The organism is Promicromonospora sukumoe (assembly GCF_014137995.1).
GTDB classification, from domain to species: Bacteria; Actinomycetota; Actinomycetes; order Actinomycetales; family Cellulomonadaceae; genus Promicromonospora; species Promicromonospora sukumoe.
In genome coordinates this window covers 3068089-3085643 of record NZ_JACGWV010000001.1, presented here as the reverse complement: position 1 = coordinate 3085643, position 17555 = coordinate 3068089, and the positions used below count along the sequence as shown (strand labels likewise).

Here is a 17555-nt window from a genome sequence, read left to right as displayed (position 1 = left end):
GCTGAGGACACAGATGCTCCTTCGGATCGTGTCATGCGTCGTCGCAGATGGGGTGCTAGAAAAGTGATCGTTCACTTTTCGATTCCGTCGTCAACATAGTGAACGTTCACTATGCTGTCAACGCAGGTGACGGTGACCGGCCGGCCGCCCGGAGCGAGAGGATGGCGGAATGCCCGACAACGCCGTGCGGCGGCCGACGATCATCCAGGTCGCGCGCCTCGCACAGGTCTCCCACCAGACTGTCTCGCGGTACCTGCGGCACAACGGCGGCCTCAAGCCCGACACCGTGCGGCGGGTCGAGGCGGCCATCGAGGAGCTCGGCTACCGGCCCAACCTGGTGGCCCGCTCCATGCGCACCCGCCGCACGGGCCGCCTCGCGGTGCTGCTGCCCGCCCCGGCGCTCCTGCTGCCGACGCGCCTGCTCAGCGCCGCCGCAGCCGTCGCGCACGAGGCGGGCTTCCTCATGGAGGTCGTCAGCGTCGAGGGCGGGCCCCAGGAGCGCAGCGAGCGCGCCTGGGAGCTGATCTCGTCCGGGCAGGTCGAGGGCGTGCTCTCGCTCAGCTCGCTGCCCGGGCTCAGCGACCAGCCCCGGACCGCCTCCAGCGCGGCGTTCGTCGTGGTGGGGGAGTACGACGACGAGCTGCGCGGCATCGGCGAGCTCGCCGATGCGTCGGTGGTCGGGGAGATCATCGAGCACCTCGCGGGCCTGGGGCACCGGCACTTCCTGCACGTCGCGGGGCCGGACGCCTGGTCCTCGGCCCGGGCCCGGCGGCAGGTCTACCTGGAGGTCATCGAGCGCCTCGGGCTCGTCTCCCACGGCGTGGTCGACGGCGACTGGTCGGCGCAGTGCGCCTACGACGCGGTACGCGCCCTGCCCGACACCAGCCCTGTCACGGCGGTGATCGCGGCGAACGACCCCATGGCGACCGGCGCCGTCCGGGCCGCCCTGGACCGGGGCTGGGGTGTGCCGCAGCGGCTGAGCGTCTCGGGGTGGGACGACCTGGAGCTCGGCCGGTTCGCCACGCCGTCGCTGTCCAGCGTGGTCGTGGACCGCGAGGAGCAGGGGCGGGTCGCCATGGAGCGGCTCATCGCGCTCATCCGCGGGGAGCCCGAGCCGGACGCCGCCCGGCTGCCGCTGAACCGGCTGGTGCTGCGGGAGTCGACGGGGCCGGCGCCGGTGCTGGGCTGACGCTTTCGGAGCCGGCCTGGGCGGGCGTCGGGCCCGGCGTCGTGAGCCGGGCCGCGGCGGAGGCGCGCGCCCGGGCGCGGTAGCGCAGGGGCGACTCGCCGACCTCCCGCTTGAAGGCCGTGCTGAACGCGCTCTCGGACGCGTAGCCCAGCTCGGCCGCCAGCGCGCCGACCCGGGTGTCACCGTCGCGCAGGGCCCGCCGGGCCAGCAGCATCCGCCAGCGGTTCAGGTAGGCGATGGGCGGCACGCCCGCCACGGCGCGGAACCGCTCCGCGAACGACGTCCGGGACATCGCCGCCGCCCGGGACAGCTCGGCCAGCCCCCACGCCCGGGCCGGGTCGGCATGGAACAGCCCGACGGCGGGGCGCAGCCGCTCGTCCGCCAGCAGTCGCAACCAGCCCGGGGGCAGCCCGGCCTGCTCGACGTAGGCGCGCAGCACCTCCAGCAGCAGGAGCTGGCCGTGCTGACGCACCGCGAACGCCGACCCCATCCGGGCTCCGGTCACCTCGACGAACAGCCGGTGCAGGCTGCCGCGCAGGTTGTCCGCCCCGACACCGGACCCCCGCACGTGCGCCACCCGGGGCAGCGCCTGCCGCAGCAGCTCCTGGCCGGCGGGGTCGAGGTCCACGTGGCCCCCGATCACGACGGCGTGCTCCGGCCCGCCCGCGGACAGAGGCAGTGCCGCGGCGAAGGACGAGAAGTCCGCGTCCGGCACGACCTCGCGCGGCGGGCCGTCGCCGGACCCGCCCGTGGCGACGAAGCGGGTGGGGCCGTTCAGCACGACCACCTCGCCCGGGCCGAGATGGACCGGGTCTTCGGTGGTGTCCGTGGTCAGGCGGGCGCTGCCGCTGACCATGGCGACGAACTTGAGCCCCTCGACCGTGGCCCGCGAGACCCACGGGCCCCGCACGGCGAACCCGCCGGAGACGACGCCACGCACCTCGACGAGGTCGAACACCTCGGAGAGCTGATCATCCATCACCTCCGTACTATCGCGCAGAAAATACGGACGGACAACTATTCAGAGTCCGGGCTTCCGGTCGCAGGCTGAAGACATGACACAAAACGCCACGCACCGGCAGCACCCCATCGGCACCGGCTTCACCGCCGCCTCGACCACCGACGACGTCCTGGCCGGCCTCGACCTGACCGGCAGGCACGTGGTGGTCACCGGCGGGCACAACGGGCTGGGCCGCGAGACCACGCGGGCGCTCGCGGCGGCGGGTGCCACCGTCGTCGTCGGCTCGCGCGACCCCGAACGGGCCGCGGCCAGGCTGGCCGGCATCGAGCGCGTCGAGACCAGCAGGCTGGACCTCGTCGACCCGTACTCGGTGGACGCCTTCGCCGCCCGCTACCTCGCCTCCGGGCGGCCCCTGCACGCCCTGATCAACAACGCCGGCCTGATGGGCGGGCCCCTCGTGCGGGACGCACGCGGCTACGAGTCGCAGTTCGCGACCAACCACCTGGGCCACTTCCAGCTCACCCTCGGCCTGCTTCCCGCGCTGCGCGCCGCGGACGGCGCCCGGGTGGTCAACCTGACCTCGGGCGGCCACCGGGTGAGCGACATCCGCTGGGACGACCCGCACTTCGCCACCGACTACGACGAGATGGGCATGCTCGGCTACGGGCAGTCCAAGACGGCCAACGTGCTGTTCGCCGTGGAGCTGGACCGCCGATGGGTCGCCGACGGTGTCCGCGGGTACGCGGTGCACCCCGGGATCGTGGTCACCACGGAGCTGGGCCCGTTCGTCGCCGCGGGGCAGCAGCGTCCCGGCCCGTTGCTCGACGACGAGGCGCTGCGCGCCATGGGGCTGGTCGACGACGCGGGCAGGCCCGTCATCGACCCCGAGCACGAGAAGAAGACCGTGCAGCAGGGCGCCAGCACCAGCGTGTTCGCCGCCACCAGCCCGCTGCTGGCCGACGTCGGCGGCGTCTACCTCAAGGACAACGACGTCTCGCCGCTGGACGAGGACCCGCAGCAGCAGCAGGACTTCACCACCGAGCAGAACCCCTCGGCCACGGTGGTGCCGCACGCGATCGACCCGGTCTCGGCCCGACGGCTCTGGGAGCTCAGCGAGCGCCTGCTGGAACGGTAGGCGCCGTGGAGCGGGTCCTCGTCATCACGGTCCCCTGGGAGCGGAAGCCCAGGCGCTCGTAGAACGGCATCACCGAGTCGCGGGAGTCGAGCGTGAGCTTGCGAATGCCCAGGTCGTCGGCCACGGCGCACAGCGACTCCATCAGCCGCAGGCCGATGCCGCGTCCCTGGTGCTCGGGCACGACGAACACGCTCTGCACGTCACCGGAGCGGCGGACGGCGTCGCCCGGGTTGGGGACGCGCTCGAACACCGCCAGCCAGGCCATCCCGACCAGGGCGCCGTCCAGCTCGGCGACCTGGCACGCGGACCGCTCGCCCTGGGTCTCCATCCACCGGGCCAGCGCGGCGGCGAAGTCCTGGGCCTCGCCTGCGTCGGGCGTGCGGCCGGGCTGGGCCCAGCGCCACCGCAGCGCGGACAGGGCCGGGGCGTCGGCGAGGGTGGCGGATCTGATCACGAGGTCTGACGGCACCGGCCCATGCTGGCACGGGTCCGCGACGGCGGCGCGGCCTAGGATTCCTCGCGTGAGTCCTGCCCGCCGGAAGAACCACCAGGTCGCCGTGCTCGTGCTGGAGGGCGCCAAGCCGCTCGACGTCGGCATCCCCGCGCAGGTGTTCTCGAACCGGCCGAGCATGCCGTACGAGGTGCGCGTCTGCGGCGCCGCCCCCGGCCTCGTGACCGGCGGCGACGGCCTCTCGTACCACGTGGCCGAGGGGCTGGACGCGCTCGAGCGCGCCGACACCGTGTTCGTCCCCGGGTACCGGACGCCCGCCGCCGCCGACCCGCCCGCCGTCGTCGTCGACGCGCTGCGCGCCGCGCACGCGCGCGGGGCACGGCTCGCGGCCATCTCGACCGGCGCGTTCGCGCTCGCGGCGACCGGCCTGCTCGACGGCAAGCGCGCCACGACCCACTGGCACTACACCAGGGCGCTGCGGGAGCGGCACCCCCTGGTGCAGGTCGACGAGAACGTGCTGTTCGTCGACGAGGGCGGCGTGCTCACCTCCGCGGGCGCGGCGTCCGGCATCGACCTGTGCCTGCACCTCGTCCGGCGCGACCACGGCGTCGGCCTGTCCAACCACGTGGCCCGGCGGCTCGTGGCCGCGCCCTACCGCAGCGGGGGACAGGCGCAGTACGTGCCCCGCAGCGTGCCCGAACCGCTCGGCGACCTGTTCGCCGACACCCGCGAGTGGGCCCTGGAGCACCTCGCCGAACAGCTCACCCTGGAGGCGCTCGCGCGCAACGCGCGGGTGTCGGCCCGCACGTTCTCGCGGCGGTTCGTCCAGGACACCGGCTACACGCCCATGCAGTGGGTGCTCCGGGCGCGCGTCGACCTGGCCCGTGAGCTGCTGGAACGCAGCGACCTCAGCGTCGAGCAGATCGCGCACCGCGTCGGGCTCGGCACCGCCGCCAACCTGCGCCTGCACTTCCACCGCATCCTGGGGACGTCGCCGACGGAGTACCGGCACACGTTCTCGTCGGGCCCGGGCGGCGACGCGTAGCCGTCACGGCCCGTGTCAGACGTCGCACGTGTCAGACCTACAGGTCCCTCGGGTGACCTGTGGGTCTGACACGTGCGAGGGGCTCTGACCAGGGCTGGCGAGATCCTTGCGACCGGTGGCGAAGTGTCTGGCGAGATCCTTGCGCACGGTGGCCTTCCAGCCTCTTTCGGACGACGCCGCGCGCGCGGAGCATGGGACCTGACGAAAGGAACCCCATGACCCGCATCGCCATCAACGGTTTCGGCCGCATCGGCCGCAACACCCTCCGCGCCCTGCTGGAGCGTGACAGCACGCTCGAGGTGGTCGCGATCAACGACCTCACCGCCCCGGACTCCCTGGCGCACCTGCTCAAGTACGACAGCGCGCTCGGCCGCCTGGGCCGCCTCGTGGAGGTGGACGGCGACGTGCTCGTCGTCGACGGCCACCGGATCAAGGTGCTCGCCGAGCGCGAGCCCGCCAAGCTTCCGTGGGCGGAGCTGGAGGTCGACCTCGTGCTGGAGTCGACCGGTCGCTTCACCTCGGCCGAGGCCGCCCGCGCGCACATCGACGCCGGGGCCCGGAAGGTGCTGGTCAGCGCCCCCGCCGCCGGGGCCGACGTGACGCTCGCCTACGGCGTGAACACCGACGCCTACGACCCGGAGCGGCACTTCGTCGTCTCCAACGCGTCGTGCACCACGAACGCGCTGGCGCCGCTGGCCTCCGTGCTGGACGACCTGGCCGGCATCGAGCACGGCTTCATGACCACCGTGCACGCGTACACCCAGGAGCAGAACCTCCAGGACGGGCCGCACCGCGACCTGCGCCGTGCCCGGGCCGCCGCCGTGAACATCGCGCCGACGTCGACGGGCGCCGCCAAGGCGATCGGCCTGGTGCTGCCGAACCTCAACGGCAAGCTCTCGGGCGACTCCATCCGCGTGCCGGTGCCCGTGGGCTCCCTCGTGGAGCTGAACACCACGGTCACGCGCGAGGTCACCCGCGAGGACGTGCTGGCGGCCTACCGCACCGCGGCCGACGGCGCCCTCAACGGCATCCTCGATTACTCCGACGAGCCGCTGGTCTCCAGCGACATCACCGGTGAGGCAGCCTCCGCGATCTTCGACGCCGCCCTGGTGCGCGTCGACGGCAACCACGTCAAGGTCGTGGCCTGGTACGACAACGAGTGGGGCTTCTCGAACCGCGTGATCGACACGCTGGAGATGCTCGCCCAGGGCTGACGCGCTCGCCCGGGCTGACCCGGGACGAGCTGCTGCTGCACGGCAGAACGTCAGGTGGTCGGTAGAACGTCAGGTGGTCGGCAGCTCCGAATGCCGATCACCTGACCTTTTGCCGACCACCCGCATGTGCCGACCACCCGCCGCACCCACCAGCGCCGCTCACGCCCGCGCCGACGCCGCCACCTCCGCGATCCAGCGCCGCTGCGCCCGGGTCTCCACCGCGCGCCGGTGGTAGTGCGCGCGGACCCACGCCACGGCGTCGTCGGGCGCCACGCCGCTCATGATCGCCAGCACCGACAGCGCCGTCCCCGTCCTGCCGATGCCGCCGCCGCAGGCGATCTCCACGCGCTCCGACTCGGCCCGGACGTGGGCCTCCCGCAGGGCCGCCAGCGCCTGCTCCGTCGAGTCGGGCAGCCGGAAGTCGCGCCAGCGCACCCAGCGGTACTCCCGGTCGGCGAACCCCGGGTCCCGGCCCTGCAGGTAGACCGCGAGGTCGGGTAGGGGCACGTCCCCGCGCGGACGGCGCAGCCCCGTGCCCCGCACGCGCCGCCCGTCGGGCAGCTCCACGACGCCGTCCGCCGTCTCCCAGTGATCCATCGCTCCAGCGTAGGGAGCCCGGTGCCGATGAGTAATGGGGTCCTCCGCAGTCGGAGGGTGAGGGAAACCGGAAAGGAGAACGCGATGAGCAAGGTGATCACGCACATGACGATGTCCCTGGACGGGTTCATCGCCGCCCCGGACGACCGCATCGACGACCTCTTCGACTGGTACGACGCCGGCGACGTCGCCATGACCACCGCCAACGAGGGTGTCTCGTTCAAGGTCGACGAGGCCGGCGCGGCGATGCTGCGCGACCTGACCGAGCGGACCGGGGCCCTCGTCTCGGGCCGCCGGCTGTTCGACATCACCGAGGGCTGGGGCGACAGCCACCCCGTGGGCGCCCCCGTCGTCGTCGTGACCCACCGCCCGCCGCGGCACGCGGACCGGTGGCCGCGCACGACGTTCGTCAGCGGTGTCGCGGAGGCCGTCGCCCGGGCCCGGGAGATCGCGGGCGACAAGGACGTGACGATCGCCAGCGCCGACGTCATCCAGCAGGCCCTGGCGCTCGGCCTGGTCGACGACGTCTGCGTCAGCCTCGCGCCCGTGCTGCTCGGCGAGGGCATCCCGTACTTCGCGAACCTCGGCCGGCACGTGCTGCTGGAGGACCCGGAGGTCGTGCAGGGGAGCCGCGCCCTGCACCTGCGGTACCCGGTGCGCCGCTGAGCGACGTCGTGCCAGGATGCTGACATGGCGACGAGCTCGCGCATCCCTGGCGGGCGGCCGGACGGCACGTTCCGGACGAGCGTCAGCCGGTCGACGTCGCTCGGCATGGAGGCCCTCATGGGCGCGTGGACCGATTTCGCCGCCGCCAACGAGGACGTGCGGGGCCTGATCGTCGGCGACGTGGGGGTCAGCGGCACCGAGCACCGCATCACCTGGCGGGCGAAGGGGCGCGACGGCGAGTCCGTCGTCGTCATCAGCGAGCCCAAGAGGAACGGGACGGCGGCGCTGGTGGTGCAGCACCTCGGCGCCGAGACGCCCGAGCGCAACGACGAGGTGCGGGAGCTGTGGCGCACGATCCTCGGCGACTTCGCGGGTGGGCTCTGAAGCCTTGCGTTCGTCGTCGGCCAGGAATGACGCCGGCTAGGAAGACGTAGGCCAGGAGAAGGGCACGGCCCCCGGCCGGCGAGGAACGCCGACCGGGGGCCGTGCCGTGCAGGCGTACGCCGGGTCAGAAGGTCCAGCGCTGCGCCGCGGTGCCGGAGCAGGTGCGGATCTCCAGGCGCTGGCCGTCGTGCAGGGGCGCGCCCCCGACCGCCGTCAGGCACTTGCCCGACTGGGGGTTGACGAGGGCCTGGTTCGCGGACTGGTAGGTCCAGCTCTGCGCGCCGGTGCCGTTGCACTCCCAGAGCTGCACCACGGAGCCGTCCGTCGTGCCGCCGGAAGCCACGTCGACGCACCGGCCGAGGGCGCTGAGCGTCGAGCCCGACCGGGTCCAGGACTGGGCGGCGTTGCCGCTGCAGTTCACGATCTGCAGCGGGTTGCCGTTGACCGAGTCGGCCCAGGGGATGTCCACGCACATGCCGTTGGACGCGCGCACCGGGCCCGTGCCGGAGGGCAGCGGCCCGCTGCCGCTGCCGCCGTCGCCCCCACCGCCGTCGCCGCCGCCGGAACCGGCGATCGGGGTCGCGGTGCCGGAGAACGGGTCGAGCTGGATGTAGGCGGCCGACGGGTTGCCGTCGTGCACCAGCGACTCCTGCGCCAGCACGTCGTCGAACGCGAAGCCGTAGGCCTTGCCGTTCGCCATCTGCTGGTGGATGTACTTGGAGTAGTAGTCGGTGACGGACGCCTCGTAGAACCCGGAGGTGCTGGTGCCCGGCTGGGTGGTGCGGGTCAGCAGCGTCGAGCGGTGGAAGCCGGCGCACAGGGTGCGGGCGATGGCGCCGATGTCGTTGTTCGGCGCGGCGAGGTCGTTGTAGCAGCCGAAGATCGAGTCGCTCGACGGCTTGCGGAACTCGGTGACGTACGCGCCCGACGCGTTGGTGAACCGCATGACGCCGTTCTGCACCCGGCCCGTGAAGACCGCGGCGGGGTCGTAGGAGTAGGGCGCGACGGTGAGGTTCTCGTTGGTGTACTTGGACCACACCTGGTCCACGTACGACGACAGGATGTTCGCGTCGATCTGACCCGTCCCGATCGCGTGCCCGGGCGCCAGGACGCGCAGCAGCGAGCCGTCGGGGGCGCGCTGCGCCAGGTTGCTCCAGCCGGGCGTGCCGGCCAGGGCGTTGACGACGTTCTGGTAGCCGTTCGGCTTGAGCATGCCGGTGCTGATCACCGTGCCGTCGGCCTTGCGCAGGCCCGTCTGGTACGGCGCGGAGAGGAAGTCGACCTGGGTGCTGTTGATCCATAGACCCGAGTCGTTGAGCGTGAACTCGGTCCAGCTGAACAGCTTGTTCCGGTTCGGGTCGCTCGGGTTCTGGACGGCGGGCTGGACCAGCCGGCCGTCGTTGACGATCTTGAACGACAGCTTGCTGCCGTACGAGAAGTACACGCGGCCCGACATCTTGGGCAGCTGGATGGTCTTCGACTGCCCGTCCGCCGGGCCGGCGATCGAGGCGTCGGGTGCGTCGACCGGCGTGCCGCCGACGGTGGGCCAGGCGTGGAACGCGCCGGACGCGTCGGCCCAGCCGAGCCGCCCGGTGCCCGGGTCGCCCAGGACGTAGACGAAGACCTGGTCGCCCCGCCCGGAGTCGTTGGTGATGGTCAGGGGGATCGTGGCGGGCACGGCGGCCGCCGGGGTGGGTTGCGCGACGACGAGCGTGGCCGCGACGACGGCGAACGCACCGAACGTGGCGAGCACGTTGCGGAGCCTGCTGCTGCCGCGGGGCCGGGGCCTTCGGGCATGTGACGGGGTTCGTGACATGGGGAGATCTCCTCGTGTATCCGGGTAGCACGCCGTTGTACTTACTGGACTGTCAGGGAATCGGATATTAGTGAGGAACCCTGCCAATGTCACGAGTCGGACACCCTTTTTCACCCTGGTGGGTGATTTAGTGCCGCTGGTCCAGGATCGCCTGGGTGGCGTTGTCGAGGTTCTCGACCAGCTTGTGCACGCCGTCGAGCAGGGCGGAGAGCCCGACCAGAAGGGCCGCGACCCCGATGATCACGGCCACCGTGCCGATGGCGGCGCCGACGGTGATGAGGAACGTTCCGACGATCAGCCCGGCCAGCCCCAGGGTGATCGGGCCGGCGGACCTGTTGGCCGTGGTCGGGGAGTTCTGGACGTTCTCGATCGCATCGGTCATGCGGCACATGGTCCTGGCCGGGCGAGCGCGGTGGCCAGGAAAATCGTGTTCGGCGTGCGAACAGGCGCTGGGCGACCGTATCCGTGGGCGATGCGGCTCGATCCGGCCTGGTGAACGTGAGTCAGCAGTGGGGCAGGCAAGCGAAAGGCCCTCCGGCCTGCGTTTCTGCTGGCCGGAGGGCCTCTGCTGATCACCGCAGACGGATCAGGGGATCAGTCGCGGTAGTAGGGCTGGACCTCCGCCTTGCTGGCGCCGATCCTCACGTTCCGGTAGTCGGCCCGGAACGTCGCGCCCGGCTGGTAGTCCTTGTACATGCCGTACTTGATCCGGAACATGTCGTCGTAGGTACCGTTCTCGCACGCGGAGTTTGGGCCATAGCCGAAGTAGTCCTCCTGCTCGAGGATCTTCGTCTCGACGGTGGTCGCTCCCACTCTCCGGTGCCAGACCTCGATGAGCCCCTTGGCGCCGCCGGCGCTGTAGGGCTTCACGTGGTACTTGATGACGAAGGAGTGCCACTCGTTGGTGCCGACGCTCTTCGTCACCATCGCCGGGTTGTAGTCCACGCCCGGCTCGTCGCCCCGGCGCGTGAACTGGAGGTTGTGCCCGTTGCCGGCGCCGGACTGGATACGGATGCCGCCGATCGGGTTCGCGGCGCACTGCCAGAGCTGCATCACGTACGCCCCGCTGCCGGTCACGCTGTCGACGCCTGCGGGGATGCGGATGTCGAACCCGACCCACACGTTGGTGTCGAACGGAAGGGTTCGCCCCGGCGTCGCCAGCTCCGTGCGGTCCCGGAGCCTGTCGCCGTTGGCGTCCACCCAGGTGTTCGCCTCGGGGTCGTCCAGGATGGCGCCCGGGTACCTGTATTCGTGCTGCGTCCGGAACGTCAGCGCCGGTGCGTCCGAGGTCCCGGTGATGGTGGGTACCTGGCCTGCTCCCTGACACCTGCCCTCGTAGGTGCGCCCGTTCTCCACGAGGTTGCCGCCGTCACCGATCGTCGGACCGCACAGGGTGGGGTTCTGGATCGTCCAGGGCCTACCCACGATGCCCATCGCGTAGCTGGGGACCTCTTCTACCGCTTCTACCGCACTGTCTGCCGCGCTGGCGGGCTGCGTGGTCGCCACCGCGGCGACTCCCAGCGTGGCGGTCAGGGTTGCCGCCATGGCGAGAGCCGTCATTCTTCGAGCAAGCCGACTCGGGGTCGAGATCTGCATCTATGTCATCCCTTGCTTGGAGGGAAGTGCTCCGTGCGACTGAACGTAACGGTGTGAGAGCCCGTACTCAATGAAAGATGCAGGGGTCTTGGCAGCGCTGGCACGGCGCCGGCTCGGCGCTCGCCCTGGCGGCGGTCCACGCCGTCACGCAGCCGGGACTCAGAGCCGGATGCGGGCAAAGCAAAAGGCCCTCCCGCTCAGCGTTTCCGCTGGCCGGAGGGCCTTTCCGCACGGTGGGCGATACTGGGATCGAACCAGTTCCAGTACCGGCTCTCACCTGCAACGACGTGGGTCTCTGAGCCGAGCGTGGGACCCCAGAGGGACTTGGCCCTAGCAGGACGGCGGGCCGCGCAGACAGTGCTGTCACAGGCCGGGAACGACGACGCGGGTGCGACGACGCCCGCTCCTCACTCTACGTCTCCGAGCTCCGGTCCGCGACACTCCGATGTGCGCGAACCTGTAGCGCCGAACGTGACGCTCCAAGCCCAACACATGTGGCACGGTTAGTGAACTCCTCGGGTCGACCCGCGTGCGCACTCCTGAATTGCAGCGCCGAGACTCATGTGCGTTGGGGTACCACATTGAAGGCTACAGTGAACTTTTCGTGAAGCGCGCCAAGGGCACGCCTTCCCTCCCTTGTCAGCCGGGCGTTCTTCCGGAGAAGCGCATAGGCGACCTCGACCTTGCTCGGGATTAAAACCCTGCTCTTCTTGGCCCAGTCGTTCAAAGCCTTGCCGACAGGCACACCGGGTGGGATATCGGACATTCTGAACTGCTTGGTCTGTCCCATCGTGTGGAGGAACTCGTTTACAACGGCGAGATAGTCACTGCGGTTGATAAGGTCCTCGACTGCGTGAGCGTTCGGGAGAGCAAAGATACGAGCGCCGTCGACACCGACTTTCTTGAGGGCAAGTTTGTGGTCCTCGCCACCCTTGTCGCCATCCGTCAGGTAGACGACCCTGGCCGCGACCTCCTCGACACGGATTCCTGAGCCGTGGGCATTGGCGAGCCCCGGCGCGACCTGGTAATCGAGATCGTTTAGCCGCGTTGCCTGTCGAATGAGGCTAGGCAGGAGCACCATGTCAGACGCGCCTTCAGCAAGGACTGCGTTGCGGCACATAGAGAACGCTGCTGCCCCAGCACCCATCGCAAACAACAGCGGCGAGAACCCCGGCCCCTCCCCTTCCCAGAAGTTGTTCTTGAGAATGCTAGCGTCCGCGTACTGCGGATCACGTGCAACAACTCGGATACCAGTGCCGAGGTCACCAGGCAAACAGCCTGGCGAGTGTGTGGTATAGAAGATCTGGGCGGCGTTGACGCTCTTGAGGAGGACTCCGACGAGGTCTGCCTGGGCATCGTAGTGGAGATGAGTCTCGGCTTCGTCGATAAGCAGGACCGGCGGCACCGCGTACCCACCGGATTCGAGAAATGCTACGAGGGCGACGAAAGTCTTGAGTCCGTCGCTGCGCTCGCTGATGTTGGTGACATCGCCGTCGCCGTGAAGCTCCTTGAGCAAGACTTCGAGACGCTTCCCGTTCACGTTGAACCGTACAGTGACCTTGCTCTGATTCCAAGCTTTGTCGAAAATGACCCTCAAGCGATCATTGGCCCGTTCCAGCGCGGTCTCGCGTTTCGTGGAGTCGCCCACCTCGATGTGTGCCCACATGGCTTCAGCGTTCAGCCCCGCAAGCATCAGAAGCCTCTGAACGGCCGGAGGGATATCGCGCTCCCCTGGCTGGAGGGTGTAGGACGTTTCAAGAGTACGGTCCGCGTCCTTGAAAAGCACGAAGGCGGGCACCCTGTCTTCGATCGCTTTCCAGACTGATTCAATCGGGTGGTCGGCAGAGACCAGGCTGTGAACCTCGTTAAGGAAGCCGGCGAGTTTCGCGTCGCGAGGCCGTTTCCGGCCGTCTGGAATATCGTCTAGCCACTTGGACAGTGCCGCAAGATCCTCCATCCAGTCATCCGACCACTCCGCGTCCGGCTCCGTTAGGGCTTCGATCACTACAGCAGCCCAGTCGTTGGGATCACGCTCATCTTGGTCAGCGGCGGCAGCGAACTGCGGCGCAAGTGTGACGATGGCCCTCGCAAGGCGCTCGGACGCCGCAACAAACGGCTTTGCCTGGCGCTGCGGCCGTGGCTCGAGCTCTCGGACCCGGCTGCCATCTCGCATCCGGTAGAGCACCAGCGATGTCGGCGGGTTGTCCAACGGGATGGACGAGAACGCCTTCTTGTCGTCGTCTTCCAACTGGAAAAACACCTTCACGACATCCGTGCCAGAACGTGGTGCTCGACTACGATTGTAGTCTACCGAGGATAGTTCACCGCCTTCAGTGAACCATTCGAGTGCGCTAAGCAGCGAGGTCTTGCCCGCCTCGTTGAACCCGACGAAGGCCGTGATCGGGCCATCGATATTGGTCGCGGTCTCGGCGAGACGGCGGTAACCATTGAAGGCAATCCTGCTTACCCACATCGTCTCTCTCCTGTCGGTCGTCGGGACTATCATCCCGATGGGGTCGTCCTCTTGATGCATGAGGTCGCGGAGTTCGGGATTCGGCAGCGTAGACCGCTTGGGGGTCGGGATGTGGCGACTTGACAGTCGTGTTGCGGCTGCGGCGAGGGTGAACTGAGCGGCAAAGTTTGATTCGTGAGCGATCAGGTCGATGAGCCAAGACGATCTGGTGGCGGCAGTAGGCACGCACGATCCAGGTGGTTATTGCGATCAAAACTGCTCAACACCTCCGATAGTCAACCCGGGCCGCCAGCAGGAAATCCGCTCTGCGCTGCGGCATCCATGAGCGGTAGCGAGGCTGCGTCCCCAAGCTTCGCGCGCACCGCCTCCAGGAGCCTGCGCACCGCGTGCGGGATGAGCCATCCGGTCGGTGATGAGTTGCGGATTCGGTCGGCGAGGTGGTTGACGAGGTCCGGTCCGTGTGATTCGAGGGCACCGACTGGAAAATCCGGGGGCCGGTACTGATCACCTAGCCCGATCCTGTGGCTTCCCAGGAGGCTGATCGCGTCTGGGATGTGGCCGGCCAGGTACGGCACGGCATCGGCCCATCGTGCAAGCTCCTCCTTCCTGGCCGTCCGAGGTATGCCCGCGAGCCGTGCAGCCAGATGGTCCCGTAGCCACAACTCCCAGACTTGTGCGCCGTCCACTCCATCGGCATGGAGAAGCCGAACGACAGTGGCAGCAAACTCTGGTGCATAGGCGCCGTCCGCTGCAAGCACTGATCGATCGAGTAGTTCTTGTCGGTCGCTCTTGCTGATCCCAGCGAACGTCAGGATCCACGCAACAAGGCCGAAGAACTGATCCTTGTGCCCTCGGTTCTCGAACGCATCGAGGCGGTCCCATTCAGCGACAACGCTGTCCAAGAAGCCCACCTTCAGCATCCGATCGTTGCACCGTGGATTATACAGGTACGCGCCCCAAGCCTGTGCTGCTGTTGCCTCCTCCTGGAACAGCGGAAGGACGTTCGCTTCTGTAAATGCTGCGTCGGCAACGAACAGGAAGTAAACCTCGCCTGCCAGTGCTGGACGTGTGGCGTCGAGCGTGGGTTCCGGGCCGCTGAGCAGTTCGAGAAGCGCGCCCCGCTCAGAATCATTGAGTCCTGTCCAGCCGTCCCGATCGCGCCGCCATCGACGATCAATCTCCGTGAGCCAGTAGGAAGTCAACTCGCCCGGCCAGGAGTTTAGAGCCAAGAAGGTTGGGTCGGACTCACCACGGTGGGCGAACGCGCTGTGGTGCGCCAACCAAAGGTCTCGGGCGACGTCGCGCATGGCCGCGATGGTTGGCGACTCTGCGCCCTCAACCTGTTTGCGTATCTGGGCGAGCAAGAATCTGCTTATCGGCCGCGCCGACTCAGCTTCGCTCGTTCGAGCCCTAATCAGCGCAATGACCGCTTCTGCCGTGACTCCGAGATCCGCAACCTCCCATCCACCGATGATCGCGTGCCGCAGGTCGTTGGCCTTCGTTCCGAGTTTGTCTTGTTGTCCGATCCGCCTCCACAGCCGAGCTCCGGCATCAGGGCGGATCTCTGCCGCTCGCCGAACGACCGACAAGGCGTCGTCCCAGCTTGGTTTGCCAAAGTTGCGTTCGGAGTAGTCATGACTGAGGAGCTCATCCATTGCCTCACCCGGGTCAGTGTCAATTAGCTGGACCAACTCTTCGGGTTCAATGGTGAGCGTTCCGCCCCAGACGCCACTCGACACCCACATGTCCATATCAGGGTGCTCGCGGGGCGCGAAGGCCGGATTATTCGCCTGGGCTTCTTGGAGGGCTGTACCGACTTCGCTCCAGTCTGGCGCGGATCGGCTCATCCAAACGAGCAGGTTGTAGGTGGAGTACGAGGCGTGCTTATCCCGATCGGGTGTGCCGTCTGGGAAGTCCGGTCCTGCCAAAGCTGCGGTAAGGAGTGCCTCGCGACTAACCGGGCTTGCCTCCGGAACGACCGTCGCCAGTACTCGGTACGCCTCGTGTTTGACGGTGGCCTCGTACAGCAGGTCGCGGTCGAGGATCCATCGAAGTTTGTCGTCAGCGCTACGTGCTGGCTCTAGATCGATGAGGTGCAAGGCAAGGCGACGGAAGATCGCATGATCGAGGGCCCACCACCGTTCCGGAAGGTCCGGCCTATTTGGCAGTGATCTCTGTCCGTACTCGCGAAGAGCGTCGATCAACGCGTCGACGGGGTTACGGAGGTCGTCCTGGGGATGTGGCTCGATTGCCGAGCGACCGAAGTCAAAGCCATCGAAGAAATCGTCGCCGTGGTAGCCGACGAGGAGGCTGTAGGCGTTATTGAGAGAGTCTTCGAGAAGCAGCCCAATTGACAGATCACCGGGATCAGATGTATTGACTAGTTTCAGCGCATGTGCAGTCAGAGAGTCTGTATCGATCTGCCATTTCACTTCGGCATCCGGTGGTTTAGTACCGTCGTCCTCGCTAACCGCCCAGCGTCGCTTGAGTGCTAGAATAGGTTGCAGAGCAGCGTGTATCACGGCAGGGTGTTCGGCGCTGTCTCCGGGCATATATGGAAGCAACATTTCCAAGTTGGCCGGCGCCGATCTTCCATACACCGACGTGGCGAGGAACGTCTTCCATCGTTGACCGGCTGCGGAGTCGGTCTTGCTGAGTTGCTCGGCAGCCCAGGTCGCCGATTGGAACAGCCCTTCACTGAACCGCTGTCCCAGCCTCTGCACCGTTTGCAGCGCCGCGCCGTGAAGGGCGGGGTTGGCCACGTAAGCCTTCCCGAACCAATTGCCGAGGACCCTCGCGGCGTCCGACTCGGCTTTTCCGGTGAAGAGCGCCTGGAACTCGGGCAGGCTTTCAGCCCACTGGAGCCATTCCGGTCCGTTGGCGAGATCCGTGAAATCGCGAGCCCCATCGACCGTTTGCACCCTGCTCGTGAGGTAGTCGCGGTCGACGGGGGTCAGCGACGGCCCGGCCGCAATGATCTCTTGCATCGATGCGCGATGTTCCAGTCGGCCCATGCGGGCGCGGGAATCCCAGGCTTGTAGAGCTAGTACGAGTGCACTGTGGTCGTTGTTTGGAGCCGGGTATCCGATCGGCCAGATTCCCAGAGGTCCCCATTTCTGCTGGTTGTCGGGTTGGTGCGTCAACACATACCGGCGTGTATTTGACGGCAGCCCGAGGGACAAGTACCGCATGATTGGATCATCGTGGCTGTAGCCGACAAAGAGCACTGTGAAGGAGTCAAACATCTTCTGTAGGAACCGAGTCGCCCACGCGTCAGTGAGGTACGCGCGCCCAAAGTCGCGGTCGATGAGTACGAGTTCCTGCGGTGGTCGAAGGATTGATCCGTGCAGGTGAACGATCCCGTTGAACGTGTCGCCAAGGGGAAGTGCTGGGCCGACCCACTTGTCATCGATCCGGACCGACTCCGCGATGGCCGCCGAGGTGAGGTGGTCGTCGAAGTTTGTCGTTACGACTCGGACAGGGCCGATAGCAGAGGCGAGTCGGATAATTGCGGAATGGGTCGCGTTGTATGTCGAGCCCTCCCGAGCGATGAGCCTACTCGCGTGCACGTGCGTCTCAAAAGACGCAGGCATTGAACCAAGGAACGCATCGATCGCTTGCTTCTCGTCGAATTCCACTCGCGCGGCGTCGGCCAGTTGACGAGCGAGTGACCCAAACAGTGGCAGGCTAGACGGCGGATCTACCGAGGCACCAGCTCCGACGAAGAAGACCAGGCGATGCTCGACGTGCGCATCGAGAATCTCTGCGGGTAGGTCAACGTCACCGGTGATCCACATGGTCGGACTCCATCATGCTCATCGACTCACAATAGGGTCCAAAGCATCTCCTCGTGAGGTGATTGGGCTGGTTCGTCCACAGTTCACCCTCGCCTCGCGAGACTGCTCAGCAGATCGCAGTACGTCAGATGGGTGGCGCTTGTTGCTACCACCCATACAGCGGGTACCACGCTCAGACGCCGGATCTTCGGTCGCTGCGTACCCTGGCTTGATCGTCCCCCGTACGGGAAG

At 67.9% G+C, this 17555-nt stretch carries 14 protein-coding genes; 6 read left to right on the top strand and 8 right to left on the bottom strand.

Features of this window, described 5'->3' with window-relative positions; translation table 11 throughout:
* The first annotated feature begins 169 nt into the window (after nt 1–169).
* A complete protein-coding gene (locus FHX71_RS13685; protein WP_182617089.1) occupies nt 170–1189 on the top strand; it encodes a LacI family DNA-binding transcriptional regulator in 1020 nt (339 codons plus the stop codon).
* On the opposite strand, the gene FHX71_RS13680 is transcribed toward FHX71_RS13685, so the two are convergent.
* Nucleotides 1095–2168, bottom strand: a complete 1074-nt coding sequence (locus tag FHX71_RS13680; RefSeq protein WP_220489675.1) for an AraC family transcriptional regulator — start codon at nt 2166–2168, stop codon at nt 1095–1097. The two genes, FHX71_RS13685 and FHX71_RS13680, sit on opposite strands and share 95 nt — an antisense overlap.
* A gap of 76 nt (nt 2169–2244) precedes the next feature.
* On the opposite strand from FHX71_RS13680, the gene FHX71_RS13675 reads away from it, so the two are divergent.
* Complete coding sequence (locus tag FHX71_RS13675) at nt 2245–3285, top strand: SDR family NAD(P)-dependent oxidoreductase (protein WP_182617085.1); 1041 nt, start codon at nt 2245–2247, stop codon at nt 3283–3285.
* Here the strand turns inward: FHX71_RS13675 and FHX71_RS29760 are convergent.
* The gene (locus tag FHX71_RS29760) at nt 3260–3754 is read right to left on the bottom strand and encodes a GNAT family N-acetyltransferase (RefSeq protein WP_182617083.1); all 495 of its coding nucleotides are present in this window, start codon (nt 3752–3754) and stop codon (nt 3260–3262) included. The genes FHX71_RS13675 and FHX71_RS29760 overlap by 26 nt on opposite strands.
* Before the next feature lie 52 nt (nt 3755–3806).
* On the opposite strand from FHX71_RS29760, the gene FHX71_RS13665 reads away from it, so the two are divergent.
* Nucleotides 3807–4781, top strand: coding sequence for a GlxA family transcriptional regulator (locus FHX71_RS13665; protein WP_182617080.1), 975 nt, complete (start codon nt 3807–3809; stop codon nt 4779–4781).
* A gap of 215 nt (nt 4782–4996) precedes the next feature.
* On the top strand, nt 4997–5995 hold the full coding sequence (gap, locus tag FHX71_RS13660) for a type I glyceraldehyde-3-phosphate dehydrogenase (RefSeq protein ID WP_182617078.1): 999 nt from the start codon (nt 4997–4999) through the stop codon (nt 5993–5995).
* Nucleotides 5996–6154: 159 nt separating this feature from the next.
* Here gap and FHX71_RS13655 read toward each other — a convergent pair whose 3' ends face one another.
* Nucleotides 6155–6592 (bottom strand): protein-tyrosine phosphatase family protein, encoded by a 438-nt coding sequence (locus FHX71_RS13655; protein WP_182617076.1) that lies wholly within the window; start codon nt 6590–6592, stop codon nt 6155–6157.
* An 84-nt stretch (nt 6593–6676) separates the two neighbouring features.
* On the opposite strand from FHX71_RS13655, the gene FHX71_RS13650 reads away from it, so the two are divergent.
* Together FHX71_RS13650 and FHX71_RS13645 are read left to right on the top strand one after the other, a co-directional pair.
* The gene (locus FHX71_RS13650) at nt 6677–7258 is read left to right on the top strand and encodes a dihydrofolate reductase family protein (protein ID WP_182617073.1); all 582 of its coding nucleotides are present in this window, start codon (nt 6677–6679) and stop codon (nt 7256–7258) included.
* 24 nt (nt 7259–7282) lie between these two features.
* The gene (locus FHX71_RS13645) at nt 7283–7642 is read left to right on the top strand and encodes a hypothetical protein (RefSeq protein ID WP_182617070.1); all 360 of its coding nucleotides are present in this window, start codon (nt 7283–7285) and stop codon (nt 7640–7642) included.
* A 124-nt stretch (nt 7643–7766) separates the two neighbouring features.
* Here the strand turns inward: FHX71_RS13645 and FHX71_RS13640 are convergent, their stop codons facing one another.
* The 5 genes from FHX71_RS13640 to FHX71_RS13620 all read right to left on the bottom strand — a co-directional run bounded on the left by FHX71_RS13640 (nt 7767) and on the right by FHX71_RS13620 (nt 17324).
* Nucleotides 7767–9395: a beta-1,3-glucanase family protein gene (locus FHX71_RS13640; RefSeq protein WP_182617068.1), complete on the bottom strand. Its 1629-nt coding sequence runs from the start codon at nt 9393–9395 to the stop codon at nt 7767–7769.
* A 190-nt stretch (nt 9396–9585) separates the two neighbouring features.
* On the bottom strand, nt 9586–9840 hold the full coding sequence (locus FHX71_RS13635) for a hypothetical protein (RefSeq protein ID WP_182617066.1): 255 nt from the start codon (nt 9838–9840) through the stop codon (nt 9586–9588).
* A gap of 212 nt (nt 9841–10052) precedes the next feature.
* Entirely contained in the window at nt 10053–11003 is a 951-nt protein-coding gene (locus FHX71_RS13630) for a heparin lyase I family protein (RefSeq protein ID WP_182617064.1), read from the bottom strand.
* Nucleotides 11004–11613: 610 nt separating this feature from the next.
* Nucleotides 11614–13752, bottom strand: a complete 2139-nt coding sequence (locus tag FHX71_RS13625; RefSeq protein ID WP_182617061.1) for an AAA family ATPase — start codon at nt 13750–13752, stop codon at nt 11614–11616.
* A gap of 50 nt (nt 13753–13802) precedes the next feature.
* A complete protein-coding gene (locus tag FHX71_RS13620) occupies nt 13803–17324 on the bottom strand; it encodes an SIR2 family protein (RefSeq protein ID WP_182617059.1) in 3522 nt (1173 codons plus the stop codon).
* Between the last annotated feature and the right edge of the window lie 231 nt (nt 17325–17555).